The following is a 24434-nucleotide window of genomic DNA, read 5'->3' as shown; positions in this document are numbered from 1 at the left end:
ACGCGCGCCGCGATGCTAGTCGTCGCCGGAGATCGCCTCGACGGCCATGCTGCCGAGCCAGAACGGCGTGACGACGATCATCGGCGGGATCGAGACGACCGCCGCGAGCGGGATCTCCCACTTGTACTCGCGCTCGTCGATGTCGCGGACCCAGCGCTTCCAGATGTTCTCGACGGCTCCGGCCGGCGCCGGCGCGACCGCGGCTCCCGCGACGACCGCCGCCGCGCACAGGAGCGCCTTCGTCGTGGCTCGCATGCTCCTCCCCCGCTCGACCCCTCTTCGCGGCGACGGCCGCCCGACGCGGGCGGCCGCCTCGCGCGGGTCGGCACGGGGCACGCTGCATTTCCATTGTCCTCAATGCAACATCGGGGCGCTGAAACGCCTCTCACGCGCTCCTCGACATGCACCGGCGTCCATCGAGCGTTGACGTCGATGCGATGTCGAGGGCGCGTGAGGCCCGCCGGGACGAGCGGGGTGGCCGCGCGAACCGGGGCGCGGCTCACGGGCAGATCAGGTTGATGACCTCCCCGGTGAGGGGATCGATCTCGCCGAAGCAGCCGGGCGGGATCACGCCGCCGCCGCCCGAGCCGCCACCGCCCGAGCCGACGCCGCCGCCGCTCCCGCCGCCGGGCGCGGGCGGGTCGGCCTCGAACAGGCCGCCGAGGAGCGCCGGCCGCAGGCGCCGCCCGAGCTCGGCGTCGTCGACGCCGACGCCGACCTGCGTGGCGTCGCCGCGCCACGTCGAGGTCACGGCCAGGACGTCCGCGAGCGCGAGGGGCGCGGACGCGACGAGCGTGAAGCCCGCCTCGAGCATCGGGCCCTTGCCGCCGTGGTGGCCCCGGTGCGAGTGCCGGTCGCGATGGCAGCGCCGGTGCGCGTCGCTCTCGGCGCGCTCGCGCAGCGCGACGACGACGCCGAGCTCGGCGCCCATCGTCCGCCACTCGTGATGCGCGGGATAGACGAGCCCGCGCATCGCGTCGGGGTCGTCGGGCACGACGGCGAGGCCCTCGGGCATCCCGGCCATGGACAGGAACACGCGCCGCACGCGCGCGCGCTCACCGACCACGCCCGGATCGAGCGCGACGTGGAAGTGGAGCCCGCCGACGCCGTCCTCCTCGACGACGACGTCGCCGAAGTCGGCCTCCATGCCCCGGTGGAGCTCCACCGAGAGCGGGAAGGCGCCGCTCGTCGCGTCCTGCGCGGACGCGGACGGAGCCAGAGCGAGAGCGAGGGAGGCGAGGGACAGGACGAACGAGGGAAGCGACGTGCGACGGCGGGAGACGATCGCGGACGCGGGACCTAACGACATGAGAGCACTCCTCTTGGTGCGCTCCCGCTCCCCTCCGACGCAGGAATCCGTTCGTGTTCGCGAGCCGGCCTATCGGCACCGGCGTCGCGAATCTCGAGCCCCGCGCGCGCCGCCGCGCTCCGCGCGCCGGCGCCGACCCTTCCGTGCGCGCGCCCTGCCGCGTCGATGCGCGCGGGACGTGGGCCCAGTGCGAGCCAGCGCGGAACGCGGCACGCCCGCACGCGCATGCCGTGTGCGCTCGACGCGCGGCCGGAGCGCGGCGTACGATGCAGCGCGCGTCGACCCGCCGCGCGGAAGGGCGTCGACGGGGCTGCGGAGGGCGAGCCGTGCGGGAGGGCGAGGTCAGTCGGACGGCGCTGCACGTCGCCGCCGCGCGCGCTGCGCACCTGCGCTACGACCCACCCCCGCACCTGCTCGGCGACGTCTTCGCCGAACGCCTGCTCGGTGCGGCCGCGGACGAGCTCGTCGCCTCCTACGCCGACGACGCGAGCGGCGCGGGCGGCTCGGCGGATGCCGCCGGCGCGCGCTGGCTCCTGCTCGAGAACCGCCTGTTCATCCCGTTCCGCGCGCGCTTCGGCGAGGACGTGATCGCCGAGGCGTGCGCGCGCGGCGTCGCGCAGGTGGTCGTGCTCGGCGCGGGGCTCGACTCGTTCGCACTCCGGCGTCCCGCGGCGCTCGGCGCACTCGCGGTCTTCGAGGTCGACCACCCCGCGACCCAGGCGTGGAAGCGCGCGCGCCTCGCCGAGCTCGGCGCGTCCGAGCCCGACGGGCTCCGCTTCGTCGCGTGCGACTTCGAGCGCACGGCCGTCTCGGATGCGCTCCGCGCCGCGGGATTGCGCACCGACGCACCGGCGGTCGTCACGTGGATGGGCGTCGTCTACTACCTCTCGCGCGAGACGGTGGCGTCCGCGCTCGCCGACCTGCGCAGCGTGCTCGCGCCCGGGAGCGCCGTCGCGCTCGACTACCAGCTCCCGGTCGGCTCCCTCTCGCAGCGCTACCGCGACGTGTTCGCGAGCGTCGCGAGCTACCTGCGCGACACGGGCGAGCCGCAGGTGAACCGCTACCGCCCCGACGAGATGCGCGCGGCGATCCTCGCCGCGGGCTTCGCCTCCGCCGAGCTCCCGACGCGCGCCGAGCTGTACGCGCGTTACTTCGCGCCGCTTCGCTCGCACATCCCGATGTCGGAGCGCTTCGGCCTCGCGGTGGCGCGCGCCTAGGTCGCCGGCGCCGCGCACGCGCGCCTGCGGCGTTGACACGCATCGACGCGCGGGCGGAGCATCGCGCGACCGGAGGTGGCGATGCCCGAGATCTTCGACGGAATCACGGTGCTCGACCTGACGGACGGCATCGCCGGCCCGATCGCGACGATGATGCTCGCCGACCGCGGCGCCGACGTGATCCGCATCGAGCGTCCGGACGCCGAGCTCTTCCCGCCGCTCGGCGGAGAGCGCGTGTGGCACCGCGGCAAGCGGTCGGCCGCCTTCGATCTCGACCGCGCGCGCGATCGCGACGCCGTCGCGGCGCTCGCCGCGCGCGCGGACGTGCTCGTCGAGACGTTCGCGCCCGGGCGCGCGCGCGCGCTCGGCCTCGACCACGCGACGCTCGCGGCGCGCAATCCGGGCCTCGTGCACGTCTCGATCACGCCGTACGGGCGCGACGGGCGCGACGCGCACCGGCCCGCGTACGACCAGCTCGTCGCCGCGCGCACGGGCCTCCAGTGGGAGTGCCGCGGCTGGTACGGAAGCCCGATGGCGCGCATCCAGGGTCGCGATCGCGCGACGCCTTCGATGGCCGTCCCCGACGCCGTGCGCATCGGCTCCGATCGCGACGGCCCGATCTTCACGGCGACGCCCGCGCCGAGCATCGTCACCGCCTATCACGCGCTCCTCGGCGCGAGCGCCGCGCTGCGCGCGCGCACGCAGACCGGCCGCGGGCAGTGGGTCGAGACGTCGATGCTGCAGGCCGTGATCCTGTCGTCGTGCGCGACGTGGCAGCGCCCCGAACGGCTCGACGGCCCGGGCTACGAGCCCTTCCCCGTGACGGAGCGCCGGCAGACGTGGGGGCTCGTGCGCGCGAAGGACGGCTTCATGTGCATCTGGGTGAGCCCGCCCGCGTGGTTCGTCGCGGCGGGCGCGGGCGACGCGCTGCGCGTGCCCGACCCGGCCGAGGTCGCGGCGCGCGGCGCGGGCGGCATGATGACGATCGAGGAACGCCTGCGCGCGCTCGACGCGGCGGCGCCCGTGCTCGCGAAGTTCACGGTCGACGAGTGGGTGCGCGTCGCGGCCGAGTCGGGAGAGATCTCGTGCCAGCCCGTGCGCACGCCCGAGCAGGCGCTCTGCGACCCCGCGCTGCTCGCCGAGGGCAGCGTCGTCGAGGTGCCCGACCGCGAGCTCGGCCCGCTGCGCCAGGTGGGCGCCGCCTATCGTCTCGGCGCGCACCCGATCCGCGTGCGCGCCGGCGCACCCGTGCCCGGCGCGCACACGGAAGAGGTACGCGCGCTCGCGAGCGCGCCGCCGCCGCCGCGCCCGGCGCCGGAGCGAGCGGCCGCGTCGCTCGACGGCGGGCCGATGGCCGGCGTGCGCGTGCTCGACTTCGGCGGCGCGGTCGCCGGACCGTGGGCGTCGCAGCTGCTCGCCGATCTCGGCGCCGACGTGATCAAGGTCGATCCGCAGGGGCGCCTCGCGTTCTTCATGCGCACGCACATGGGGATCGCCGTGAACCGCGGCAAGCGCTGGGCGGGCATCGACGCGAAGACGCCGTCCGGTCAGCGCATCGTGCGCGAGCTCGTCGCGACGGCCGACGTCGTCGTGCACAACATGCGCCCGCAGGCCGCGCGCAAGCTCGGGCTCGACTGGGAGACGCTCTCGGCACAGAACCCGCGCCTCGTCTTCTGCCACACGCGCGGCTTCGAGGACGGCCCGCGCTCGCTGCTCCCCGGCAACGACCAGACGGGGAACTCGCTCGGCGGCAGCGTGTTCGAGGACGGCGGCTGCGCGGACGGCGGCCGCCCGTGGTTCGGTTCCGCGTCGAACGGTGACCTCGGCAACGGCTACCTCGCCGCGATCGCGATCGCGCAGGCGCTCTACGACCGCGAACGGACGGGCGTCGGCCAGGCGGTCGACGCGTCGATCCTCAACGCGTCGCTCGTGAACAACTCGCGCGTCTTCACGACGCCCGACGGCCGCGCCTTCGAGCGGCCGAAGCTCGACCGCGACCAGACGGGCCTCTCGGCGCTCTATCGCCTCTACCGCTGCGGCGACGACGAGTGGATCTGCATCGCGGCCTTCACGGACGCGCACTGGGCGTCGCTCGCGCGCGCGGTGCCCGGGCTCGCGGACGACGCGCGCTTCGCCGACGCGCCGGCGCGCGCGCGCGAAGACGCCGCGCTGCGCGGCGTGCTCGAGCGCGCGTTCGCGGGTGACGCGGCCGCCAAGTGGTTCGAACGGCTCGACGCGAACGGCGTCCCGTGCGAGATCTCGTCGGCCACGTTCTCGCGCGAGCTCTTCGACGACGCGGACCTGTACCGGCGCGGCTGGCTCGCGCGCTTCGAGGGCGACCCCGCGATCGGCGACGTCGACATGTACGGGCTCGGCATCGACTTCTCGGACACGCCGGGCCGCGTGCGCGGGCCGATCCCCGTGCTGTGGCAGCACACCCGCGAGGTGCTCGCCGAGCTCGGCTACGGCGCGGAGGACGTCGAGCGGCTCGTCGCCGAGGGCGCCGTCGTGACACGCGAGAGCGCGAGCGGCGCGTGAGCGTACGCCCGCGGACGTGACGTACGACGCGCGCGGTCTTGCCAAGCGTGCCGTCGCGCGTGCACCCTGGACGCGCGCGCGACGAGGCCGGCGGGACGTGCGCGGAGCGCAGCGCTCCACGACGTCCTGCCACGGCGACGCGCGAGGAGGCGAAGCGCGATGGCGAACGGCGAGCGACTGATCTCCGCGGACGACCACGTCGACCTGGCCCACGACGCGATCAAGGCCCATCTCGCGTCGAAGTTCCACTCGGACTACGACGCGGCGCTGCAACGCTTCGCGACCTCGATGTCGGGTGCGGCCGCGATCGAGGCGAACCAGCGCTGGCGCGAGCAGGAGGGCCTCGCGCCCGATCCGACGGTGAGCATGGGCGGCAACCGCGCGCACCCCGCGTGGGGTCGCAGGGGCCACACCGACGCGAAGGCGCGGCTCGCGGACATGGACGAGGACGGCGTCGAGGCGTCGGCGAGCTACTGCGAGGTGAGCGCCTTCCGCTATCTCTACATGCTCGATCGCGGCTCGAAGGAAGCGACGCGCGCGTTCAACCTCGCGCTCGCCGAGTTCGCGTCGGCCGACCCGAAGCGCCTGGTCGTCTCCTACCAGATCCCGATCCACGACATCGACGCGGCCGTCGCGGAGGTGCAGTGGGCGGCGGCGAGCGGTTGCCGGTCGCTGCAGCTCCCCGTGCATCCCTCCGAGCTCGGCCTGCCCGACTACTGGGAGAGGCGCTACTGGCCGCTGTGGTCCGCGATCGAGGAGACGGGCCTCCCGATCTGCTGCCACATCGGACTCAACACCGCGCTCAACGACCTCGCGAAGCGCGACCCGACGCCGCAGAAGGGCATCTTCGTGCCGATGGTCCCGCTCACGACGGCGGAGCCGCTCGGCATGTGGATCATGGGCGGCGTCTTCGAGCGCTTCCCGAAGCTCAAGGTCGTGTTCGTCGAGCCCGGCCTCGGATGGGTCGCCTGGTGGCTCTACATCGCCGACGACCTCACGCTGCGGCAGGGGTACGAGTTCCCCGCGATCAAGGAGCTGCCGAGCCACTACTTCCACCGCAACGTGTTCCTCACGTTCATCGACGAGCCGAACGCGATGCGCGATGCGCGCGAGCGGCTCGGCGTCGACAACATCATGTGGTCGTCGGACTACCCGCACCCGGTGTCGAGCTGGCCTCGCTCGCGCGCGATCGTCGACAAGATGTTCGCGGGCGAGCCGGCTCGCGACCGCGAGAAGGTCGTGAGCGGCAACGCGGCGCGCGTCTGGAACCTGTAGGCGCGCGAGCGAGCGGAGGCGATCGCGCGGAGCGCGCCGAGGCGCGCCGGATCGCGATCCCCGACGCCATCGACGGCGAGCCCGGGCTCTCGCTCGCGGCCGACGTGTTCGAGCCGACGGCGTCCCCGCGCGCGCTGCTCTTCTGCTTCCCGGGCGGCGGCACGACGCGCGCCTACTTCGACCTCGACGTGCCGGGCCGCAGCTTCGCGCGCGCGCTCGCGGCGCGCGGCTTCGCGGTCGCTGCGATCGACTCGCTCGGCTGGGGCGGGAGCGCGCGGCCGCGCGACGGCTTCGCGCTGCTGCCGTGGGCGATCGCGCGCGGGAACGCGCTCGCGGTCGAGGCGCTCGTGCGCGAGCGAGGCCCGGACGGCGCGCACCTGCCGCGGATCGGCGTCGGGCACTCGCTCGGCGCGCTCCTCGCGATCGTGCAGCAGGCCGAGCACGAGACGTTCGACGCGCTCGTGCTGCTCGGCGTGGGCGGCCGCGGCGTGCGCCAGGTGCTCACCGCCGACGAGCTCGGCTACGTCGACCGCCCGGACGCCGTGCGCCGCGATCTCGTCGCGCTCGCGCGCGCGCGGAGCGGCGGCGAGGCGTGGAGCGAGGCGCCGCGCGCGAAGCGCGCGGCCGAAGTCCTGGGCCCGATGCCCGACGCCGCGGCCCACGCGGCCATGCGCGCCGTGCGCTGCGCGATCCCGAGCGTGGCGTCGCTCTTCTCGCTGATCCCCGGCAGCTCGCGGCCGTTCTTCGAACGCGTGCGCGTCCCGGTCTTCCTCGGGCTCGGCGAGCGCGACATCGCGGGGCCGCCGCACGAGGTCGTCGCGAGCTTCCCGGCCAGCGCCGACGTGTGCCTGCACGTGATGCCGGGCGCGGGACACGCGCACTTCGCCTTCCCGGGCTGCGTCCCGCTCTTCGACCGCGTGGCGCACTGGCTCGCGGGCCCGGCGGTCCGCGAGAGCTTCGCCGCGCGCGCCCGGGCCGGCGCGCCCCCCGCCGTCGACTAACGACTCGCGAGCAGCCGGTCGATCGCGCCGGGGTCGAAGCCGCGCACGTACTGGCCGCCGACGTCGAGCACCGGGATGCCGCCGCTCCCCGTCTTGGCGACGAGCTCGCTCTTCACGGCCGCGATGTCGACGTCGCGCAGCTCGTAGGCGACGCCCTTCCCGTCGAGGTGCGCCTTCGCCTTGCGACAGTAGCCGCACCAGTCGGCGTAGTAGAGGACGACGTCGCCGCCGGCGCGCGCGGCGACGCGCGAGGCCACCGCCTCCCGCGCGCGCTCGCGGGTCGCCGCCTGCGCGGCGCGGCGGTCGGCCGGGCGCGCGGGCGGCGCGCTCGCCATCTCGACGCGCCCCGCCCGATCGCGCCACTCCGGCGGCACCTCGTCGAGCGAGGCGACGAAGCGCACCGAGCCGCGGTCGTCGAGGAACTGGTAGTAGGTGCGCAGGCCCGACGCGTCGCCGCCGTCCGCGCGCGCCGGCGCGTCGTCGGCTCCGGAGTCCGGAGCCGCGCGCACGGCCGCGGCGGCGCTCGCGGCCGCCTCGATCACGCGCGACGGTTCGGAGCACGCCGTCGCGCAGAGCGCGAGGGCCGCGACCGCGCAGGCCGTGCGGCGCAGGGGTCGGACGCGAAGGGCCGGGGCTCGCATGGCGGGCCCCATCGGCACGTCGCGGTGCGGAGCGAACCCCGGATTTCCGCTGCGGACGCAGCGGCACCGCTCCGCCCCGCGCCCGCGCCCGTCTCAGCGCCCTCCGAGCTCGTTCGCCAGCCGCACCGCCTCGGCGAGCGGCAGCTTGCGCACCGTCGGCAGCGGCGGCTTCGTGTCGCGCTCGCCCACCCAGCGGAACGTCATGAAGCCGCGCGCGTGGCCCGCGGTCTCGAGATAGTTCGGGTGGTCGGTGCGCGCGTGCGCGACGACGAAGCGGAGCTTGCCGTCGGGGTCGAGCACGACGTCGTCGTGCGTGCGCGACGTCTTGCGCTGCATGTAGTCGACCGACTCGTGCCACGGGCTCTCGATCGCGAAGTTCCAGTAGCGCACCTCGAGCGGCGTGAGCTCGATCAGGAGCGCCTCGTCCGGGCCGAATCCGTAGGTGCCGATCACGTACAGGTTGTCCGTGCTGCTGATGTCGGCGCCGAAGTCGTCGCTGTTGCGCAGGCCGAGCCGGTTCGGCGGGTCGGCGAGCGACGGCGACACGTAGCGGTGCAGGCGACCGAGGCCGTTCATCGCGAGCAGCGTGCCGCGGATCGAGGCCGCCACCTCGGCATCCGTCGACGGCGGGAGCGGGTCGAAGCGCTCGCGCCCGACGGCCTCGATCTCGTACGTCGCGAGCCGCTCGCTCGCACGGTCGCCGATGTACTGGCGGACCAGCATCGAGCCCACCTGGCCGGGCTCCGTGCGCACCCAGTACCCCGGCTCCTTCGGCTTCTCCTTCGTGAGCCACAGCGTGAAGCTCCCGTCGTCGTCGACGCCGAGACCGCGCTCGTTCACGTAGCCGATCGAGCGGCTGCGCCCCGATGGCTCGCGCACGAGCACCGTGAACGACAGGTGGTCGACCGTCCCCCGGTTGCCGGTGATGCGGTAGTCGACGTCGCCCGACCACATGAGGTTGTCGTACTCGGCGTCGGGGTTGTCGCCGCCGATCTTGCGGCGGGGCGTGTCCATGCGCGCGAAGTGCGGGGCGAGCGGGTAGCCGTCGCCCGTCACCTCCTGCGACATCGCCACCACGCGCAGCAGGAAGCGCATGCCCTCGGACGCCTCGCGCGCATCGGCGGAATCCTCGAGGATCATGTCGCGCATGCCGCCGAGCGTCGCGAGCAGCTCGTCGAACGCCTTCACGCTCTCGAGCTCGCGGAAGCGATCGGCGCCGGCGGGATCGTCGGCGCGCGCGCCGGGCGCGAGGCCGATCGCGAGCGCGCAGGCGAATGCGGCGACGAGTGCGCGCGTGCGGCGCAGCGGCGAGCGGGATGCGGAAGCGTGCATGGAACCTCCTCCGAGGAATGGCGCGGTGGGAGACGGCCGCGCGGCCGGGGGAGGCGCGGGGCGCGCCGTCCCCGTCCCGGCGTCGCGGAAGCGCGCAGCTTCGCACGCGCGGTCCGTCGGGTGCGAGCTGCTTCTCGCCCGCGACGCCGATTCACGCGATGCGGAGCCCCCCGCGTCCGTCGAGCCGCGCGCGCGCGCCGCAGTGCTCGTCGCGCATCATCGCGCGCAGGACGTCGGGATCTTCGGACACGCCCCACGTGCGCCGCCCGTCGTCCGTGAGACAGGCCGCGATCGCGCGGCGCGGCTCGCCGCCCGCGTGCGCGACCGTGTAGCCCTCGATCGTGCACGCGCCTTCCGCGTCGACGCGCGCCTCGCGCAGCGCGACCCGGTCGACCTCGCCTTGCGGGCACGCGTAGCGGAAGCCGCGCTCGGGCGGCGCGGCGCCGTAGACGCCGAACGAGTGCTTGGCGAGCCAGCCGCCGTTGCCGGAGACGAGCCCGCGCGCGCCGCGATCCGCGCGCAGCACCTCGACCATGCGCGCGACCGCGTGCAGGCCGTAGTGGTTGAGCGGCCCGCCGCCGAACGTGAGCCCGCCCGTGACCGTGAGCGCGCGCTCCTCGGAGAGGCCGAGCTCGGCGGCCGCCACCTGCACCGCCGACGGAAAGCAGCTGTAGAGGTCGACGTGCTCGACGCGCGCCGCGTCGACGCCGGCCTCCGCGAGCGCGCGCGCGCCCGCGATGCGCATCGCCGGCGAGCGGTGGAGCTCGGCGCGCTCCGACAGGTAGTTGCCGTCGTTCGCCTCGGACGCCGCGTGGAGGAAGACGGCCTTCTCGCGCGGCACGCCGGCGCGCTCGGCCGCCTCGCGCGAGCAGACGACGACGGCGGCGGCCATGTCGACGCGCGCGTTCGCGTTCATGAGGCGCGTGTACGGGAACGAGATCATCGGGTTGTCGGGCCCGGCGTCGCGGATCGCCGCGGCGCCGGGCGCGCTTCGGATCCACGCGTGCGGGTTGTCGCTCGCCACCGCCGCGAAGCGCGCCCAGAGCGCCGCGATGCGGTCGCGGTTCGCGTCGATCGACTCGCCGCGCGCACGCCGCAGCGCGCTGCCCACGATCGCGAAGACGTCGGACGCGCTGTTCATGCCGCGCGCGATCTCGGCCTCGTGGAAGAGCGGCTTGTCGACGCCGAGGATGCGATCGGGCGCGCCCGGCACGTCGGTCGCCGCGAGCGTCTCGCCCGCGCGTCGGGCCCGCGCGCTCGAACGCCCGTTCTCGGCGCCCACGACGACCGCCACCTCGCAGCGCCCGGCGGCGACCGCGCGCGCCGCGTCGATCACGCACGCCTGCGCGAAGTTGCCGCCGTAGGGGGTGCTCACGCTCTCGACGACGCGCGCACCGATCGTCGCGGCGAGCGCGCGGCCCGCGTCGCCGTAGCGCCAGGCACCGCGCACGACGTAGATGGCGGTCGCGCGCGCGAGCAGGCCGGGCGCGCCGGCGTCCTCGCCCGCGCGCGCGAGCGCGCGGCGCATGAGGGCGAGCGGCTCGTCCGCGGCGCGCGCGTCCTCCCCGCGCTGCAGTACCTGCCCGACGCCGACGATCGCCGGAGCGCTCATCGGCGGTGCACCTCGTACACGTCCGCGTCGGGCTTCTCGGTGCGCTCGCGGAACTCGGTCATCGTGTGCGGCCACTGCGTGACGACGCGGCCCGCGGGCGTGCGGTAGTAGCCGTGGCAGTCGGCCTGCCAGACGGCGACGTCGGCGATCGCGCGCTGGAGCTCGTCGTTGTAGCGCTCCATCGGCTCCTCGCGGACGTCGACCCACGCCAGGCCCTCGTCCGCGATCCACTCGATGTGGCGCACGGCGTAGGCCGCCTGCGCCTCGATCATGGTGAGGATCGAGCCGTTGTTCGTGTTCGGGCCGTAGAGCATGAAGAGATTCGGGAAGCCGCTGGTCGCCACGCCGAGATAGGCGCGCGCGCCATCGCGCCAGGCCTCGTCGATGCGCCGTCCGCCGCGACCGCGCACGTCGATCGCCGACAGGTACTTCGTCGCCGAGAACCCGGTCGCGAGGATCAGCGTGTCGGCCTCGCGCAACACGCCGTCCCGGGTGCGCACGCCGTCGCTCTCGATGCGGGCGATGGGCTCGGTGACGAGCTCGACGTTCGCGCGGTTGAAGGTCGGATAGTAGTCGTTCGAGTAGAGCGGCCGCTTGCATCCCCACGGATGCGTCGGCCGGAGCTTCGCCCGCACCGTCGGGTCCTCGACGACCTCGAGCGCGGCGAGGCCCGTCGCCTCGTACTCCGCGAGCGCCCGCGCGTCGTCGAACGTGAGACCGCCGTCGACGCGATCGAAGATCTCCTGCCGGATCGCGAGCGCGGCGTCCGGATCGCCCCGGAGATGGGCGAGCTGCTCTTCCGTGAAGGGCACGTCCTCCTTCGGCAGCACCCAGTTCGCGGTGCGCTGGTAGAGCGTCAGGTGCCCCGTCCGCGGTGCGATCTCGGGCACGAACTGCACGGCGCTCGCCGCGCTCCCGATCACCGCGACGCGCCGCCCGCGCAGATCGTGATCGAAGCGCCAGCGCGCCGAGTGGAAGCGCGTGCCCGCGAACGCCTCGAGCCCCTCGACCTCGGGCCATGCGAGCTCGTTGAACATCCCGAGCGCGCTCACGACGACGTCCGCTTCGAGCTCCTCGCCACTCGCGAGCTCGACCGTCCAGACGGCGCGCGCGTCGTCCCAGCGCGCGCCCGTCACTTCGCAGCCGAAGCGGCAGAGCGGCAGCACGCCGTACTCCTCCGCGATGCCCTGCATGTAGGCGAGGATCTCGGCCTGCGGCGCGTAGGGGCGCGACCAGTCGCGCTTGATGGCGAAGGAGAACGAGTAGAGATGCGAGGGGATGTCGCAGGCGCAGCCGGGATAGCGGTTGTGGTACCAGGTGCCGCCGACGCCCGCGCTCTTCTCGAGCAGCACGACGTCGCGGAAGCCCGCTTCGCGCAGCCGGATCGCCGCGCACAGCCCCCCCGGCCCCGCGCCGAGGATCGCGATGCGGAGCGATGCGCGTCCCCGCGCCGCGACCGCCGTCACGATCGCCTCGGGCCGGGCTCCGCGCCCCACGTCGCGGTCACTTCGCGATGCGCGGCTTCGCCGACGGGGAGCTCGATGCCGAGGCTCGCCGCGAGCTCGAGCGCGGCGGAGAGGTCCTTCTTCGCCGTCTCGACGACGACGCGCGCGAGCGCGAGCCGCTGCCGGCCGACGGCCGTCTCCTCGTTCCCCTCGCGCACGGTCGGCGACGAGAGGAAGCCGTCGACCAGGTGACTCTGCCCCTCGCTGTGTCGCACGATGCGCGCGAAGGCCTCGAGCTCGACGCCCGCCTCCTCGGCCAGGCGCATGCCCTCGTAGGTCGCGGCCACCTGCCCGAAGCCGAGCAGGTTGCGCGCGACCTTCGCCTTCATGCCCGCGCCGAGCGGCCCGACGCGCAGCACGAGCCCGCCGTACGTCTCGAGCGCGGGCGTGCAGCGCGCGAACGTCGCCTCGTCGCCGCCGACCATCACCGCGAGCTGGCCGCGCAACGCGCCACTCGTGTGGCCGGACACGCCGGCGTCGAGCAGCGCGAAGCCGCGCCTGCGCGCCGCCCCCTCGACGTCGAAGAGCGTCGGCAGGTGGATCGTGGAATGGACGAGGATGTCGAGCCGCTCGGCGTTCGACGCGAGCAGGCCGTCCTTGCCGGCGACGACGCTGCGCACCTGCGCGTCGTCGAGCACGACGATCGCGACGACGTCGCACCCCTCGGCGAGCTCGCGCGGGGTCGCGGCGACGCGCGCGCCCTTCGCCGCGAGCGGCGCGGTCGCCCGCTCGCTCGGGTCGCACACGACGACCTCGCGCCCGACCTCGAGCGCGCGCGTCGCCATCGCGCCGCCCATCGCCCCCGCCCCGACGAAGCCCATGCGCACGGCCATCGGCTCTCCTCAGTCCGCCGGCGACGCGACGAGCTTCGTCTCGAGGTACTCCTCGAAGCCCATGCTGCCGTTCTCGCGTCCGATGCCGCTCTCGCGATAGCCGCCGAACGGCGCGTCGACGGAGAAGTAGGCGGCGCCGTTGATCGACATCGTGCCCGTGCGGATGCGGCGTCCGACGGCGCGCGCGCGCTCGACGTCGCGGCTCGTCACCGCGCCCGAGAGTCCGAAGCGCGAGTCGTTCGCGATGCGCACGGCATCGTCGTCGCCGTCGTACGGGATCACGCACAGCACGGGGCCGAAGATCTCGTCCTGCGCGAGCGCGCTCGCGTTGTCGACGTCCGCGAAGACGGTGGGCTCGACCCAGTAGCCGCGCTCGAAGCCGTCGGGAACGCGTCCGCCCGTCACGAGCCGGGCCTCGCGCCGTCCCGACTCGATGATCCCGAGGATGCGCTCGTGCTGCGACCTCCGGATCACCGGGCCCATCACGTTGGCCGGGTCTCGCGGGTCGCCGTACGGCGTCGCCTCGACCGCCTTCACCACGGCCTCGAGCCCCTCCGCATAACGTGAACGAGGGAGCAGGATGCGGGTGAGGTTCGCGCAGCCCTGCCCGGCGTGCGTGCAGCCGGCGGTGAACGAGCCCGCGATCTCGCCGAAGTCGACGTCGTCGAGCACGATGTGCGCGCTCTTGCCGCCGAGCTCGAGGAAGAGCCGCTTCACGTTCGACGCGCCGACCTGCATGATGCGCTTGCCCGTCGCCGTCGAGCCGGTGAACGAGACGAGGTCGACGCGCGGGTCGGCGACGAGCTGCTCGCCGACGCCGTGGTCGGACGACGTCACGACGTTCACGACGCCCGGCGGGATGTCCGTCTTCTCGGCGACGAGCCGCGCGAACGTCGCCGCCGTCCACGGCGTGTCGGGCGGCGGCTTCAGCACGACCGTGTTGCCCGTCGCGAGCGCCGGCCCGAGCTTCACGACGATCAGGTGCAGCGGCACGTTCCACGGCGTGATCGCGCCGACGACGCCGTAGGGCTCGCGGCGCAGCGTGCGCCGCGTCGGCCGCCCCATCACGGGCTTCGTCGGGAGCTCGGTCTCGAGCGGGAAGTCGTCGATGCGGTCGCGCCAGTAGAGCACGTCCTCGATCACGGGATCGAGCTGGTACCACTGCGTGAGCGCGACCGGGATGCCGCCCTCGGCGACGAGGATCGAGCGCAGGTTCTCGCGCTCCTCGGCGAGCGCGTCGCGCAGCTGCCCGAGGCAGCGCTTGCGGAGCTCGGCATCCGTCGACCACGCGGTCTCGTCGAACGCGCGCCGCGCGGCGGCGATCGCGTCCTCCATGTCCTCGCGCGTCGCGTCCGCGCAGGTGCCGAGGACGGCTTCGGTCGCCGGGTCGACGTTCTCGAAGCGGCGTGCGCCCGTCGCCTCGCGCAGGCGGCCGTCGACGAGGAGCTGCGTTCCGGGCGCCGGCGGCGCGAGCGGTGCGGGAGCGGGCACGGGGCGACCTCCGCCGCCCTGATAAACCACGCATGACGAGATTGTCAAACGGGATTGATCATCTCTGCGCCGCGCCGTAGGCTGCGCGCATGCGATCGGGCGTCGCCACTCCCGCTTCGGGGCCCGCCGCCGTGCGCGGCGCCGCGGCCGAGCGCTATCGCGTCAACACGCCGCGGCACCTGATCGGCATCTCGCGCGATCTGCAGACACGCCTGCTCCGCCGCCTCGGCGACGAGGACGGCCACGCGGGCCTGCGGCCGAGCTTCGGGCCGCTGTTCGCCGTGCTGTGGGAGGAAGGGCTCTCGCTCGCCGCGGTCGCGGACCGGCTCGGCACGAGCCGCCAGGCGTGCAGCCAGCTCGCGAACCTCGCCGAGAGCGCGGGCTACGTCGCGCGTCGCGCGGGCGGCGCCGACCGCCGCTCGAAGCTCCTCGTGCTGACGCGCCGCGGGCGCGCGCTCGCCGCCGATGCCGTCCGCGTCATCCTCGCGACGCAGGACGACTACCGCTCGCTCGTCGGCGACGCCGCGTTCGCGCGCTTCGCGCGCTCGCTCGGCGCGCTCTACGAGGGGCTCGGCATCCCCACGCACGCGAGCGGCGAGCTCGCAGCGCGGGCGCGAGGGTCGATCGGCGTGCTGCCGCTCGTCGCGACGCGCATCGAGCAGGAGCTCATGCGCGCGACGATCCCGCGCGGGCATCCCGCACTCAGGATGTCCTTCGGCCAGGTGCTGCCCTTCATCGGGCCGCGCGGCGGGCGCGTGAACGAGATCGCGCGGCTGCAGCGCGTGAGCCGGCAGGCCATCTCCACGACCTCCCGCGAGCTCGAGAGCCTGGGCTACCTGCGGCGCGAGCCCGACCCGCGCGACGGACGCTGCGCGCTGCTGCAGCTCACCGCGCGCGGGGCGCGGCTGATCGCCGACTCGGTCGCCTCGGTGGACGCGCTCGAGACGCGCTTCGCGGCGACGCTCGGCGCCGCGCGCATGCGCGAGCTGCAGCGCACGGCGCGCCTGCTGTACGACCGCCTGCATCTCGAGGAGGAGATCTTCGGCGGCGGCGAGGTCGCGCGCGCCGCCGCGCCGCGGCCCGCACCGGCCGACGGCATCGAGCGCCTCGCGCGCGCGCTGCGCCGACGTCTCGGCACCGGTGACGCCGCCCGGCTCGCCGCACTGCTCGATTCCACGACGAGGGCCCCGCGATGACCTACGAGTTCACGTACGACTGGAAGGCGATGCTCGCCGTGATCGCGATCCTCGTGGTCGCGACGCGGATCCTGTACCTGCTGATCTTCCGCGTGGCCGCGTTCCGCGAGGTGCGCGAGCTCAACCGCGTCGCGGACGAGAAGAAGATGGCGCGGCCGCGCTACCGCGAGGGCGTCAAGGCGAGCAACCGGGCCGGGCTGTTCACGAACCTCTTCTTCTACGCCGCGGTGCTCCCGTGGTTCCTGTCGTTCGACGCGCGCCCGCTCTGGCGGCACGCCGTCGACGTGGTCGCCGTGCTGCTCGTCTTCGACTTCCTGTACTACCTGACGCACCGCTTCGTCTTCCACGACGGCTTCCTGCGCAAGGTGCACGCGCTCCACCACCAGGCGCGCACGCCCACCCACATGGACGGCCTGTTCGTGCACCCGCTCGAGACGGCGATCGGCATCGTGCTGTTCCAGGGCTCGATCCCGATCGTGGCGCTCGCGACGGGCGCGCCGCTCAGCGCCTACTCGATGGCCGTGGCCACGCTGCTCTTCACGCAGCTCAACATCCTGAACCACGACTGGGTGAACCTGCGCGGCTTCCCCTACTCGGTGGTGTCGTACATCACCGGCGTGCACGCCTCGCACCACATCGACATGAACCACGGCAACTACGCGACGCTCAGCATGATCTACGACAAGCTGCTCGGGACGTACGAGCCGCCGACCTACCGGGAGACGGCATGACGGCACCGGGACGGCTCGCGGGGCGCGTCGCACTCGTCACGGGCGCCGCGCGCGGCATGGGGCGCGCCGAGGCCGAGCTCTTCGCCGCCGAGGGCGCGAAGGTCGTCGTCGCGGACGTGCTCGAGGACGAGGCGAAGACGGTCGCCGCGGGCATCGGCGCCGCGGCGCTCGCGCTGCGGCTCGACGTGACGAGCGAGGCCGCGTGGAGCGACGCCGTGGCCGCGACGACGGACGCGTTCGGCCGGCTCGACGTGCTCGTCAACAACGCCGGCGTGGCCGACGCCGCGCCGCTCGCCGAGACCACGCTCGAGAGCTACCGGCGCGTCACCGAGGTGAACCAGACGGGCGTCTTCCTCGGCATGCGCGCGGCCGTCGCCCCCATGCGCGCGGCGGGCGGCGGGTCGATCCTCAACGTCTCGTCGATCGACGGCATGATCGGGATGGACCTCTGCACCCCGTACGTCGCGAGCAAGTGGGCCGTGCGCGGCATGACGAAGGTCGCCGCGCGCGAGCTCGGCCCGCTCGGCATCCGCGTGAACTCGATCCACCCCGGCTTCATCCGCACGCACATGGGAACACCGGAGGGCGGCGACACGGCGGTGACGCACGCCGCCCTCGAACGCTACGCGGACGACCTCGTGCCGCTCGGCCGCGCCGGGCGTCCCGAGGACGTCGCGCGCCTCGCGCTCTTCCTGGCCTCGGACGAGAGCGCGTACTGCACGGGGGCCGAGTTCGTCGTCGACGGCGGCATGATCTCGGGCTACCCGCCGCCCGGCCTCTCCGGCCCGATCCGCTAGACGTCAGGCACGGCGCCCGCGGGCGCCCCGACAGCGAGGACTCGCCATGACCGCACGCATCTTCGATCGCATCCGCGCCATCGACACCGACACGCACATCACCGAGCCGCCGGACGTGTGGACCGCGCGCGTCTCGACGCAGCGCTGGGGCGACGCGGTGCCGCACGTGCGCAAGCACGAGGGCCGCGACATCTGGTTCATCCGCGACGAGACGGTCGGCGCGCCCGGCTTCACGACGATGGCCGGCTTCGACGGCTCGCCGCCCGACGGGCCGATGGGCTACGACGACATCCCGAAGAGCTCGTACGACGCGAAGGAGCGGCTCGCGCACATGGACGCGGAGGGGATCTACGCGCAGATCCTCTACCCGAACGTCGGCGGCTTCGGATCGGCCGGCTTCCTGAAGCTGCGCGAGCCCGAGCTCATGCTCGAGTGCGTGCGCGCCTACAACGACTTCCTGGTCGACTGGTGCAGCGCCGACCCGAACCGCCTGCTGCCCGCCGCGGCGATGCCGTTCTGGGACGTCCAGGCGTGCGTCGCCGAGGTGCAGCGCGCCGTCGCGAAGGGCCATCGCACGGTGCTCGCGTGCTCGCAGCCGCAGGCGTGGGGCCAGCCGCCGATCGGCCACCGCCACTGGGATCCGTTCTTCGCCGCGGCGCAGGAGGCCGGCGTCCCGATCAGCTTCCACATCGGCGGCGGCGACCTGTCCGACCTCTTCGTCGACTCCGCGGGCCTCGGCATCCGCGCCAACTTCGCGCGCGCGTCGTCGATGGTGTTCATGCAGAACGTCACGTGCATCGCCGACCTGATCTTCGGCGGCGTGTGCCACCGCTTCCCGGAGCTCGACTTCGTGTCCGTCGAGAGCGGCGTCGGCTGGATCCCGTCCTACCTCGAGGCCGCGGACTGGCAGTTCGTCAACAGCCAGACGCGCAAGGAACACCCCGAGTACGACCTGCTGCCGAGCGAGTACTTCCGCCGCCAGATCTACGGCTGCTTCTGGTTCGAGGAGTCCGGCATGCGCGACGCGGTCGGGCACCTGCCGGACAACGTCATGTGGGAGACGGACTTCCCGCACCCGACCTGCCAGCACCCCGGGCTCCGAGGCGGCCTCACGCAGCACCCCGCCGACTACGCCGAGAAGGCGTTCGCCGGCGTCGACGAGGCGACGGTCGAGAAGGTGCTCTGGTCGACGGCGGCGCGGCTCTACCAGGTGCGCTGAGCGCGCGCCGTGCGCCTCCTCGCCGCCTAGCGAGGAGGCGCGGGCGACGCTTCGCCGATCGCGCGCCGCGCGGCGTGCAGCCCCTCGATCGCGCGCGGGAAGCCCGCGTACACGACGGCGGTGAGCATCAGTTCCTCGAGCTCGGCCTGCGTCACGCCGTGGTGCAGCGCGCCGCGCACGTGCGTCTCGAGCTCGCGCGGCTGCGAGAGCGCCGTCAGCACCGCGACGACGACGAGACTGCGATCCCGGCGTGAGAGCCCGGGGCGGCTCCACACCTCGCCGAAGGCGGTGTCGACGACACAGCGGCCCATCTCGCCGAGCGCCGCGAGCGTCGCGTCGAGCACGGCCGGCATGTCCCGTTCCCGCTGCGCGAGCAGCGTGCGCAGGACGTCGGCCCCGGCGGCGCGCCGCGTCGCGCCGTCCGCGGGCGCGAGCCGCGCGGGCGCGTCGCGCCGCTGCGGCGCGCCGTCGCGCGCGGCGAACACCTCGTTCGCCACCGCGACGGCGCCGAGCGCGAACGGGACGCCCGCATAGACCGCGGTCTGCAGCAGGATCTCGTCGATCTCCTCGCGCGCGAGCCCGTGATGGAGCCCTCCCGCGACGTGCGCGCGCAGCTCGCGCTCCCGCCCGAGCGCGGTCAGGAGCGCGATCACGACGAGGCTGCGGTCGCGCCGCGCGAGGCCGGGACGGCTCCACACCTCGCCGGCGCCGAAGCGCAGCGCGTAGTCGCCGACGGCCCCCTGCGCGTCGAAGTACGCCTCGAGCCCGCGCGCGGCGTCGACTCCGCCGCCGAGCGTCGCGAGGACGTCGCGCGCGCGCGAGCCTCTCGTCGTCGCCTTCCATCGCTTCGCCCTCCCCTCGGTCGCAGCGAGCGGCGCGTCCCGCGGCGGGACGCGCCGCCCACGGTTGCTAGGCGTGCGCCGGTGCGAGCGCCTCGAGCACCGGCCAGTGCGGCTCGCTGCGGCCCTCCGGGTGCAGCGGGTGCACGCACACGTGCGTGGCGCCCGCGTCGGAGTGCGCGCGCAGGCGCGCCTCGAGCGCGGAGGCGTCGCCGATCGCGACGACGGCGTCGACGACGCGGTCGCTCGGGCCGTCCTCGCCGAAATCCGCCTCGGCGAAGCCCTGGCGCAGGAGGCTGCGGCGGTAGTTCGGGAGCGTGAGGCCCATCGCGATGGCCGCCGACGCGCGCGCGATCGCGCGCCCGCGCGCGACGTCGGCCTCGAGCACGACCTTCTGCTCGACGCACAGGAGCCGGGCAGGGCCGAGCGCGGCGCGCGCCTCGCGCGTGTGCGCGGGCGTCACCATGTACGGGTGCGCGCCGTCCGCGCGCTCGCGCGCGAGCGCGAGCATCCGCGGGCCGAGGGCGGCGAGCACGCGCGGCGGCCGCTCGCGCGGCGCGACGGCGCCGTAGTCGGCCGCGTCGAGCGCGTCGAGGTAGGCCCGCATCGTCGCGAGCGGCGGGCCATAGCGGTGGCCGCGCACGTCCTCGACGAGCAGCCGGTGCGAGATGCCGATGCCGAGCAGGAAGCGGCCGCCCGACTGCTCGGCGAGCGTGTGCTGCGCGGCCTTCATCGCGTGCGCGTCGCGCGCGTAGACGTTCGCGACGCCCGTGGCGACGACGAGGCGATCGGTGTGGTCGAGCAGCCGCGCGGCGAGCGCGAACGGGTCGCGACCGCCGGCCTCGGGCAGCCACAGCGCGCCGTAGCCGAGCGCCTCGACGCGGCGCGCGAACGCGACCACCTCGTCGCTCGCGAGCGCATCGGGGTAGAACCAGACGCCTCGCGCTCCCAGCTCGATCGCCATCCGCCTCCCCGCTAGATCTCGCTCGGCACGCCGAAGTAGTCCTGGAACGCGCGGAAGCGCGCGCGCTCCGCCGCGACGATCGCCTCGCCGCCCGTGTCGTAATCGTGCTCTCCGAAGGCGCCCTTCGGCTTGCGCGCGAGGTACGCCTGCATCGCGGCGGCCGCCTCGGGAGTCAGCGCGACGTCGAGCGCGCGGTAGAGCGCGTCGAGCTGCGCGGCCGGGTCGGCGAAGAACTCGAGGTAGCGCACCGGGCACACGCGCTCGCGCGGGATCGCGCCGCTCTCGAGCCAGCCGATCAGGCGCTCGAGGTTCGCCACGACCGGCTCGACACTGAGGAAGTGCCCGTACGAATCGCCCGAGAACGGGTCGTCGCTGCGCATCCAGAAGAGCGTGCCGCACACGTCGACGACCGAGGCGAGCGCCTTCACCGGATCGCGCAGCATCAGCACGATGCGCGCGTCGGGATAGCGCTCGAAGAGCTGCGGGAGGAACGGCAGGTGCGTCGGGCCCTTGAGGAGCCAGTGGCCCGGCCGTCCCGTCGACTGCAGCAGCTTGAGCACGCGCTCGTGCCACCAGAACGCGTAGGCCGGGTCCGTCTTCGCGACGTACGCGGAGTAGCTCGGCACCTGGAAGGACGCCGAGAACGCGTCCGACAGGAACGACGCGTACGTGAACTCGATGCACTCGACCGGGAGGTCGCCGCCGACCTTGTGCATCGCCGCCCACTCGGGCGTCACGCGATCCTGCATCGTGCAGAGCGCGTCGGCGCGCGCGATGCGCGGGTCGGGCCGCGGGTCGCCCGGCGCGGGCGGCGGCACGGGGAAGCGCGCCTCCCACATCCGCACCGTGCGCGCGCGCGGATCCGCGCCGAGGATCTCCTGCAGGATCGTCGTGCCCGAGCGCGGGAGCCCCGTCACGAAGACCGGCGCGACGATGCGCTCGTCCTCCACCTCGGGGTGCCGCGCGTACCAGTCGGTGACGCGCAGACGCACCTCGAGGTGTGCGACGAGGTCGGAGCGCGTCGTCACGCGCCCCCAGAAGTTCAGGTCGGCCTCTTCCTCGAGGGCGCGCAGGAGGATGTGGAACGGCTCGCGCCAGCCGTCGTCGCCGAAGTCCGAGAGCCCCGTGTTCGCGCGCGCGGCGTCGAGCAACGAGCGCTCGTCGAGCGGCACGACGGCCCGCGCGTCGAGGACGCGGCCCTCCTCGTTCACGCGCTGCAGCCACTCGGGACGCGGCCGCGGCTTCCAGTGGCGTCGCCGGTCGGCGGTCGGCATGTCGACGGGTCCTCGCGGTCGAGCGGCGGTGCGCGCGGCCCTTGTGCCCGCGAAGGGGGGCGGCTGTCAAGCGCACACGCCGCCGAGTGGCTCGCCTAACGCGGCTCCATCCGGAACAGCCAGACGGCGTCGAGCCCGCGCGGATCGCGCCGGAAGATCGACTGCGCCGTCCACGCCTCGGCGAACGACGCGATCTCGCCCGCGGCCGTCACGCGCTCGGCGCGCAGCGCGTAGAGCGCGCCGTCGACGCGGAGGCGCACGCGCGGATCGCCGGCGATGTGGCGCGCCCAGCGCGTCTCGGTGTCGCCGGCGTTCACGTAGAGGCGCCCGTCCACGACGGTGTAGGCGACGTTCACGGAGTACGGGTCGGCGGCGTTCGTCTCGAGCTGCGCGGTGCCCGCATCGCCGACGGCGTCCCAGCGCGCGGGCACCGGCGCGACGTCGCCGTCGAGCGCGCCGCCGGGCAGCAGGAGGAAGGGGCCGCCGCAGGCGACGAACGCGAGGAGTGCCGACGAGGCGAGCGAGGAGCGAACCGTGCGCGAACGAGCCAAGGCGAGCGCTCCGAGCGACCGGCGCGCTCCGGAGGCGCGCCGGCCCGTGCGATGCGTGGCGGACCGAGCGCGGCCGGCGACCCGCCGCGCTGCACGGCGCAGCCTACCACCGCGGCGACGCCGCCGGCGCGACGGCGAGCCTCGGAGGGCCGCTCGTCGCGCACCGCGCTCGGAGTCCGCCGCTAGGCCCGCGACACGGAGCGCTCGGCCTCTTCCCGGAGCCGGAAGCGCCCGAGCGTCGCCTGCACGGCGTCGGCGCGATCGCGCAGCGTCGCGGCCGCGTCGGCGAGATCCTTCGCAGCGCCGGCGTTCTGCTGCGTCACCGAGTCGATCCGCGCGAGCCCGCGGTTCACGCCCGCGATCGAGTCCACCTGCTCGTGGCTCGCCTCGGTGATGCGCTCGACGAGCTCCGTCGTCGTCCGCGTCGCCTCGACGATCTCGTGGAGTCGCGCGGCCGTCCGCTCGGCGACCTCGGTGCCGAGTCGCACCTTCTCGCCCGACCCCTCGATCAGCTCCGTCGTCTCGCGCGCCGCGCGCGCGCTGCGTTCGGCGAGCCCGCGCACCTCCTCCGCGACGACCGCGAAGCCCTTGCCGTGCGTGCCCGCGCGCGCCGCCTCGACGGCGGCGTTGAGTGCGAGCAGGTTGGTCTGGAACGCGATCTCGTCGATCACCTTGATGATCTTGCCGATCTCCTGGCTGTCCTCGGTGATCGCGCGCATCGAGTGGACCATCGCCTGCATCTGCGAGTCGCCCTCGCTCGCGGCGGCACTGACCTCCTGCGCGAGCCGGACCGCCTGCCCCGCGCCCTCCGCGTTCTCGCGCGTGCGGCTCTCGAGCTCCGCCATCTGCGACGTGATCTCCTCGAGCGACGCCGCGGAGTCCATCGCCGTCTGCGACATCCGGCGGCTCGTGTCGGCGACCTGCGCGCTGCTCGCGCCGACCGCGCCCGAGTCGCGCCGCAGCTCGACGAGCACGCGCTCGAGGCTCGCGACCATGCGCTCGAGGCTCGTGAGCAGCTCGTCGTCGGGCGAGCGCGGCGTGACCGCGACCGAGAAGTCGCCGTCTCCGAGCCTCGCCGCGGTGCTCGCGACGTCGTGGACCGACCTCACGAGTGCGTTCAGTCCGTCGCGCATCGCGAGCAGGTCGGCGACGACGTCGGTCTCGATCTCGTCGGGGATCGCGCCGGTCGCGAGCTCGTCGAGGTGCGCGGCGAGGCGCTCCGAGTCGAGCTCGCGCTGTCGAGCGAGCCGCCGCTGCTCGCCGAGCTCGCGCCAGTCGACGCGCTCGGCGCCGAGTGCGGTGCGCATGCCGGCCGCGCCGGCCTCGAGCGCCCTCGCGATCGATGCGAGCTCGTCGCCACCCTCGGAGACTCCGGCCGAGCGGAGATCGCCGCGCGCGACGGCGCTCGTGCGATCCGCGATCTCGCGCATCCGGCGGCGCAGGTCCCGCACGAGCACGGTGCCCGCGATGCCGAAGGCGACGGCGAGCACGAGGCTCGCGAGCAGGCCGGCCCGGCGCGCGCGCGCGATCGAGCTCTCGGCGCCGGTCTTCGCGCTGCCCACCCCCGCCTCGATCGCGTCGCTGATCTCGCCCATCGGCCCCTCGAGGTCCGCGAACGCGCGCTCGACCCGTCCGAGCGCCTCGCGCGCACGCGACGGATCGACCTTGACGAGGTCGGCCACGAGGCGCGCGCTCGCCGCGTACTCCTCGAGTGCGGCGCTCGCACTCGCGAGCTGCGCATCGACCTCGGCGCCGAGCGAGCGCTGCTTGTTCTGGTCGAGCAGCTCGGCGAGGTGGCGCAGGTGCTCGGCGAGCTGCGCTTCTCCCCGATCGCGCTCGCTCTCGTCGCGCGCGAGGAGCAGCGCCATGGCATCGCCCCGGATGCCGTCGTGGAGCATGTCGGCTTCCATGTGCGTCCGGAGCGCGCCGTTCATCGTCTCGACGGCGGCGAGCGCTTGCGCCACGTCGGAGAAGCTCCGGCCGTCGAGGCCACCGACGACGAGCGCGCCGGCCACGGCCGCGGCCGACAGCGCTCCCACCTTCATACCGATCGTCCTGGTCATGGTCTCCGCTCGCGCTGATCGAGTCGCGGCGTCCGCGCGACGCCGT

The 24434-nt window shown here is 74.3% G+C and carries 21 protein-coding genes; 8 read left to right on the top strand and 13 right to left on the bottom strand.

The features are described 5' to 3' along the window. Positions 1 to 15: 15 nt before the first annotated feature. Both R3E88_16140 and R3E88_16135 read right to left on the bottom strand, forming a co-directional pair. Positions 16 to 255 carry a hypothetical protein gene (locus R3E88_16140; GenBank protein MEZ4218018.1) on the bottom strand — a complete coding sequence of 80 codons (240 nt, stop codon included), beginning with the start codon at positions 253 to 255 and terminating at the stop codon, positions 16 to 18. A gap of 244 nt (positions 256 to 499) precedes the next feature. Beyond that, positions 500 to 1309, bottom strand: a complete 810-nt coding sequence (locus R3E88_16135; protein ID MEZ4218017.1) for a hypothetical protein — start codon at positions 1307 to 1309, stop codon at positions 500 to 502. Positions 1310 to 1635: 326 nt separating this feature from the next. Here R3E88_16135 and R3E88_16130 point away from each other — a divergent pair, with 326 nt between their 5' ends. The 4 genes from R3E88_16130 to R3E88_16115 all read left to right on the top strand — a co-directional run bounded on the left by R3E88_16130 (position 1636) and on the right by R3E88_16115 (position 7340). Further along, positions 1636 to 2526 (top strand): class I SAM-dependent methyltransferase, encoded by an 891-nt coding sequence (locus R3E88_16130; protein MEZ4218016.1) that lies wholly within the window; start codon positions 1636 to 1638, stop codon positions 2524 to 2526. 81 nt (positions 2527 to 2607) lie between these two features. Continuing rightward, entirely contained in the window at positions 2608 to 5064 is a 2457-nt protein-coding gene (locus tag R3E88_16125; GenBank protein ID MEZ4218015.1) for a CoA transferase, read from the top strand. Between the two features lie 159 nt (positions 5065 to 5223). Beyond that, positions 5224 to 6339: an amidohydrolase family protein gene (locus R3E88_16120; GenBank protein MEZ4218014.1), complete on the top strand. Its 1116-nt coding sequence runs from the start codon at positions 5224 to 5226 to the stop codon at positions 6337 to 6339. Between the two features lie 104 nt (positions 6340 to 6443). Then, positions 6444 to 7340: an alpha/beta fold hydrolase gene (locus tag R3E88_16115; GenBank protein ID MEZ4218013.1), complete on the top strand. Its 897-nt coding sequence runs from the start codon at positions 6444 to 6446 to the stop codon at positions 7338 to 7340. Here R3E88_16115 and R3E88_16110 read toward each other — a convergent pair. The 6 genes from R3E88_16110 to R3E88_16085 form a co-directional block, all read right to left on the bottom strand. Then, complete coding sequence (locus R3E88_16110; GenBank protein ID MEZ4218012.1) at positions 7337 to 7882, bottom strand: glutaredoxin family protein; 546 nt, start codon at positions 7880 to 7882, stop codon at positions 7337 to 7339. The genes R3E88_16115 and R3E88_16110 overlap by 4 nt on opposite strands. Positions 7883 to 8074: 192 nt before the next feature. Further along, positions 8075 to 9313 carry a DUF1214 domain-containing protein gene (locus R3E88_16105; protein ID MEZ4218011.1) on the bottom strand — a complete coding sequence of 413 codons (1239 nt, stop codon included), beginning with the start codon at positions 9311 to 9313 and terminating at the stop codon, positions 8075 to 8077. Between the two features lie 151 nt (positions 9314 to 9464). After that, positions 9465 to 10925: a hypothetical protein gene (locus R3E88_16100; GenBank protein MEZ4218010.1), complete on the bottom strand. Its 1461-nt coding sequence runs from the start codon at positions 10923 to 10925 to the stop codon at positions 9465 to 9467. Beyond that, complete coding sequence (locus tag R3E88_16095) at positions 10922 to 12391, bottom strand: NAD(P)/FAD-dependent oxidoreductase (protein ID MEZ4218009.1); 1470 nt, start codon at positions 12389 to 12391, stop codon at positions 10922 to 10924. The genes R3E88_16100 and R3E88_16095 overlap by 4 nt, the downstream gene beginning before the upstream one ends. After that, positions 12388 to 13263 carry an NAD(P)-dependent oxidoreductase gene (locus R3E88_16090; GenBank protein ID MEZ4218008.1) on the bottom strand — a complete coding sequence of 292 codons (876 nt, stop codon included), beginning with the start codon at positions 13261 to 13263 and terminating at the stop codon, positions 12388 to 12390. The genes R3E88_16095 and R3E88_16090 overlap by 4 nt, the downstream gene beginning before the upstream one ends. Before the next feature lie 9 nt (positions 13264 to 13272). Next, positions 13273 to 14754 carry an aldehyde dehydrogenase family protein gene (locus R3E88_16085; protein ID MEZ4218007.1) on the bottom strand — a complete coding sequence of 494 codons (1482 nt, stop codon included), beginning with the start codon at positions 14752 to 14754 and terminating at the stop codon, positions 13273 to 13275. A gap of 89 nt (positions 14755 to 14843) precedes the next feature. On the opposite strand from R3E88_16085, the gene R3E88_16080 reads away from it, so the two are divergent. The 4 genes from R3E88_16080 to R3E88_16065 are packed head-to-tail and all read left to right on the top strand — an operon-like array spanning position 14844 to position 18697. Beyond that, complete coding sequence (locus R3E88_16080; protein MEZ4218006.1) at positions 14844 to 15950, top strand: MarR family transcriptional regulator; 1107 nt, start codon at positions 14844 to 14846, stop codon at positions 15948 to 15950. Beyond that, positions 15947 to 16681 (top strand): sterol desaturase family protein, encoded by a 735-nt coding sequence (locus R3E88_16075; protein ID MEZ4218005.1) that lies wholly within the window; start codon positions 15947 to 15949, stop codon positions 16679 to 16681. The genes R3E88_16080 and R3E88_16075 overlap by 4 nt, the downstream gene beginning before the upstream one ends. After that, positions 16678 to 17478 carry a glucose 1-dehydrogenase gene (locus tag R3E88_16070; protein ID MEZ4218004.1) on the top strand — a complete coding sequence of 267 codons (801 nt, stop codon included), beginning with the start codon at positions 16678 to 16680 and terminating at the stop codon, positions 17476 to 17478. The genes R3E88_16075 and R3E88_16070 overlap by 4 nt, the downstream gene beginning before the upstream one ends. Positions 17479 to 17524: 46 nt before the next feature. Next, positions 17525 to 18697: an amidohydrolase family protein gene (locus R3E88_16065; protein ID MEZ4218003.1), complete on the top strand. Its 1173-nt coding sequence runs from the start codon at positions 17525 to 17527 to the stop codon at positions 18695 to 18697. A gap of 26 nt (positions 18698 to 18723) precedes the next feature. Here R3E88_16065 and R3E88_16060 read toward each other — a convergent pair whose 3' ends face one another. The 5 genes from R3E88_16060 to R3E88_16040 form a co-directional block, all read right to left on the bottom strand. Next, positions 18724 to 19416: a carboxymuconolactone decarboxylase family protein gene (locus R3E88_16060; protein MEZ4218002.1), complete on the bottom strand. Its 693-nt coding sequence runs from the start codon at positions 19414 to 19416 to the stop codon at positions 18724 to 18726. A 190-nt stretch (positions 19417 to 19606) separates the two neighbouring features. Then, the gene (locus R3E88_16055; protein MEZ4218001.1) at positions 19607 to 20500 is read right to left on the bottom strand and encodes a TIGR03620 family F420-dependent LLM class oxidoreductase; all 894 of its coding nucleotides are present in this window, start codon (positions 20498 to 20500) and stop codon (positions 19607 to 19609) included. 11 nt (positions 20501 to 20511) lie between these two features. Further along, positions 20512 to 21774: a sulfotransferase gene (locus tag R3E88_16050; GenBank protein ID MEZ4218000.1), complete on the bottom strand. Its 1263-nt coding sequence runs from the start codon at positions 21772 to 21774 to the stop codon at positions 20512 to 20514. A 95-nt stretch (positions 21775 to 21869) separates the two neighbouring features. Then, entirely contained in the window at positions 21870 to 22325 is a 456-nt protein-coding gene (locus R3E88_16045; protein MEZ4217999.1) for a hypothetical protein, read from the bottom strand. Positions 22326 to 22507: 182 nt separating this feature from the next. Then, positions 22508 to 24388 (bottom strand): methyl-accepting chemotaxis protein, encoded by a 1881-nt coding sequence (locus tag R3E88_16040; protein ID MEZ4217998.1) that lies wholly within the window; start codon positions 24386 to 24388, stop codon positions 22508 to 22510. Between the last annotated feature and the right edge of the window lie 46 nt (positions 24389 to 24434).

This window comes from Myxococcota bacterium (assembly GCA_041389495.1).
Taxonomy (GTDB): domain Bacteria; phylum Myxococcota_A; class UBA9160; order UBA9160; family UBA4427; genus JAWKRT01.
Note: the sequence above shows the minus strand (reverse complement) of the source record. Positions and strands in the feature narration are given on the sequence as shown.

What these genes read in the sequence shown, in the direction of transcription:
- R3E88_16080 (MEZ4218006.1), top strand. Translation starts at nt 14,844, where the DNA reads ATGCGATCGGGCGTCGCCACTCCCGCTTCGGGGCCCGCCGCCGTGCGC.
- R3E88_16055 (MEZ4218001.1), bottom strand. Translation starts at nt 20,500, where the DNA reads ATGGCGATCGAGCTGGGAGCGCGAGGCGTCTGGTTCTACCCCGATGCG.
- R3E88_16135 (MEZ4218017.1), bottom strand. Translation starts at nt 1,309, where the DNA reads ATGTCGTTAGGTCCCGCGTCCGCGATCGTCTCCCGCCGTCGCACGTCG.
- R3E88_16120 (MEZ4218014.1), top strand. Translation starts at nt 5,224, where the DNA reads ATGGCGAACGGCGAGCGACTGATCTCCGCGGACGACCACGTCGACCTG.
- R3E88_16090 (MEZ4218008.1), bottom strand. Translation starts at nt 13,263, where the DNA reads ATGGCCGTGCGCATGGGCTTCGTCGGGGCGGGGGCGATGGGCGGCGCG.
- R3E88_16075 (MEZ4218005.1), top strand. Translation starts at nt 15,947, where the DNA reads ATGACCTACGAGTTCACGTACGACTGGAAGGCGATGCTCGCCGTGATC.
- R3E88_16065 (MEZ4218003.1), top strand. Translation starts at nt 17,525, where the DNA reads ATGACCGCACGCATCTTCGATCGCATCCGCGCCATCGACACCGACACG.
- R3E88_16100 (MEZ4218010.1), bottom strand. Translation starts at nt 10,925, where the DNA reads ATGAGCGCTCCGGCGATCGTCGGCGTCGGGCAGGTACTGCAGCGCGGG.
- R3E88_16050 (MEZ4218000.1), bottom strand. Translation starts at nt 21,774, where the DNA reads ATGCCGACCGCCGACCGGCGACGCCACTGGAAGCCGCGGCCGCGTCCC.
- R3E88_16105 (MEZ4218011.1), bottom strand. Translation starts at nt 9,313, where the DNA reads ATGCACGCTTCCGCATCCCGCTCGCCGCTGCGCCGCACGCGCGCACTC.
- R3E88_16140 (MEZ4218018.1), bottom strand. Translation starts at nt 255, where the DNA reads ATGCGAGCCACGACGAAGGCGCTCCTGTGCGCGGCGGCGGTCGTCGCG.
- R3E88_16070 (MEZ4218004.1), top strand. Translation starts at nt 16,678, where the DNA reads ATGACGGCACCGGGACGGCTCGCGGGGCGCGTCGCACTCGTCACGGGC.
- R3E88_16040 (MEZ4217998.1), bottom strand. Translation starts at nt 24,388, where the DNA reads ATGACCAGGACGATCGGTATGAAGGTGGGAGCGCTGTCGGCCGCGGCC.
- R3E88_16125 (MEZ4218015.1), top strand. Translation starts at nt 2,608, where the DNA reads ATGCCCGAGATCTTCGACGGAATCACGGTGCTCGACCTGACGGACGGC.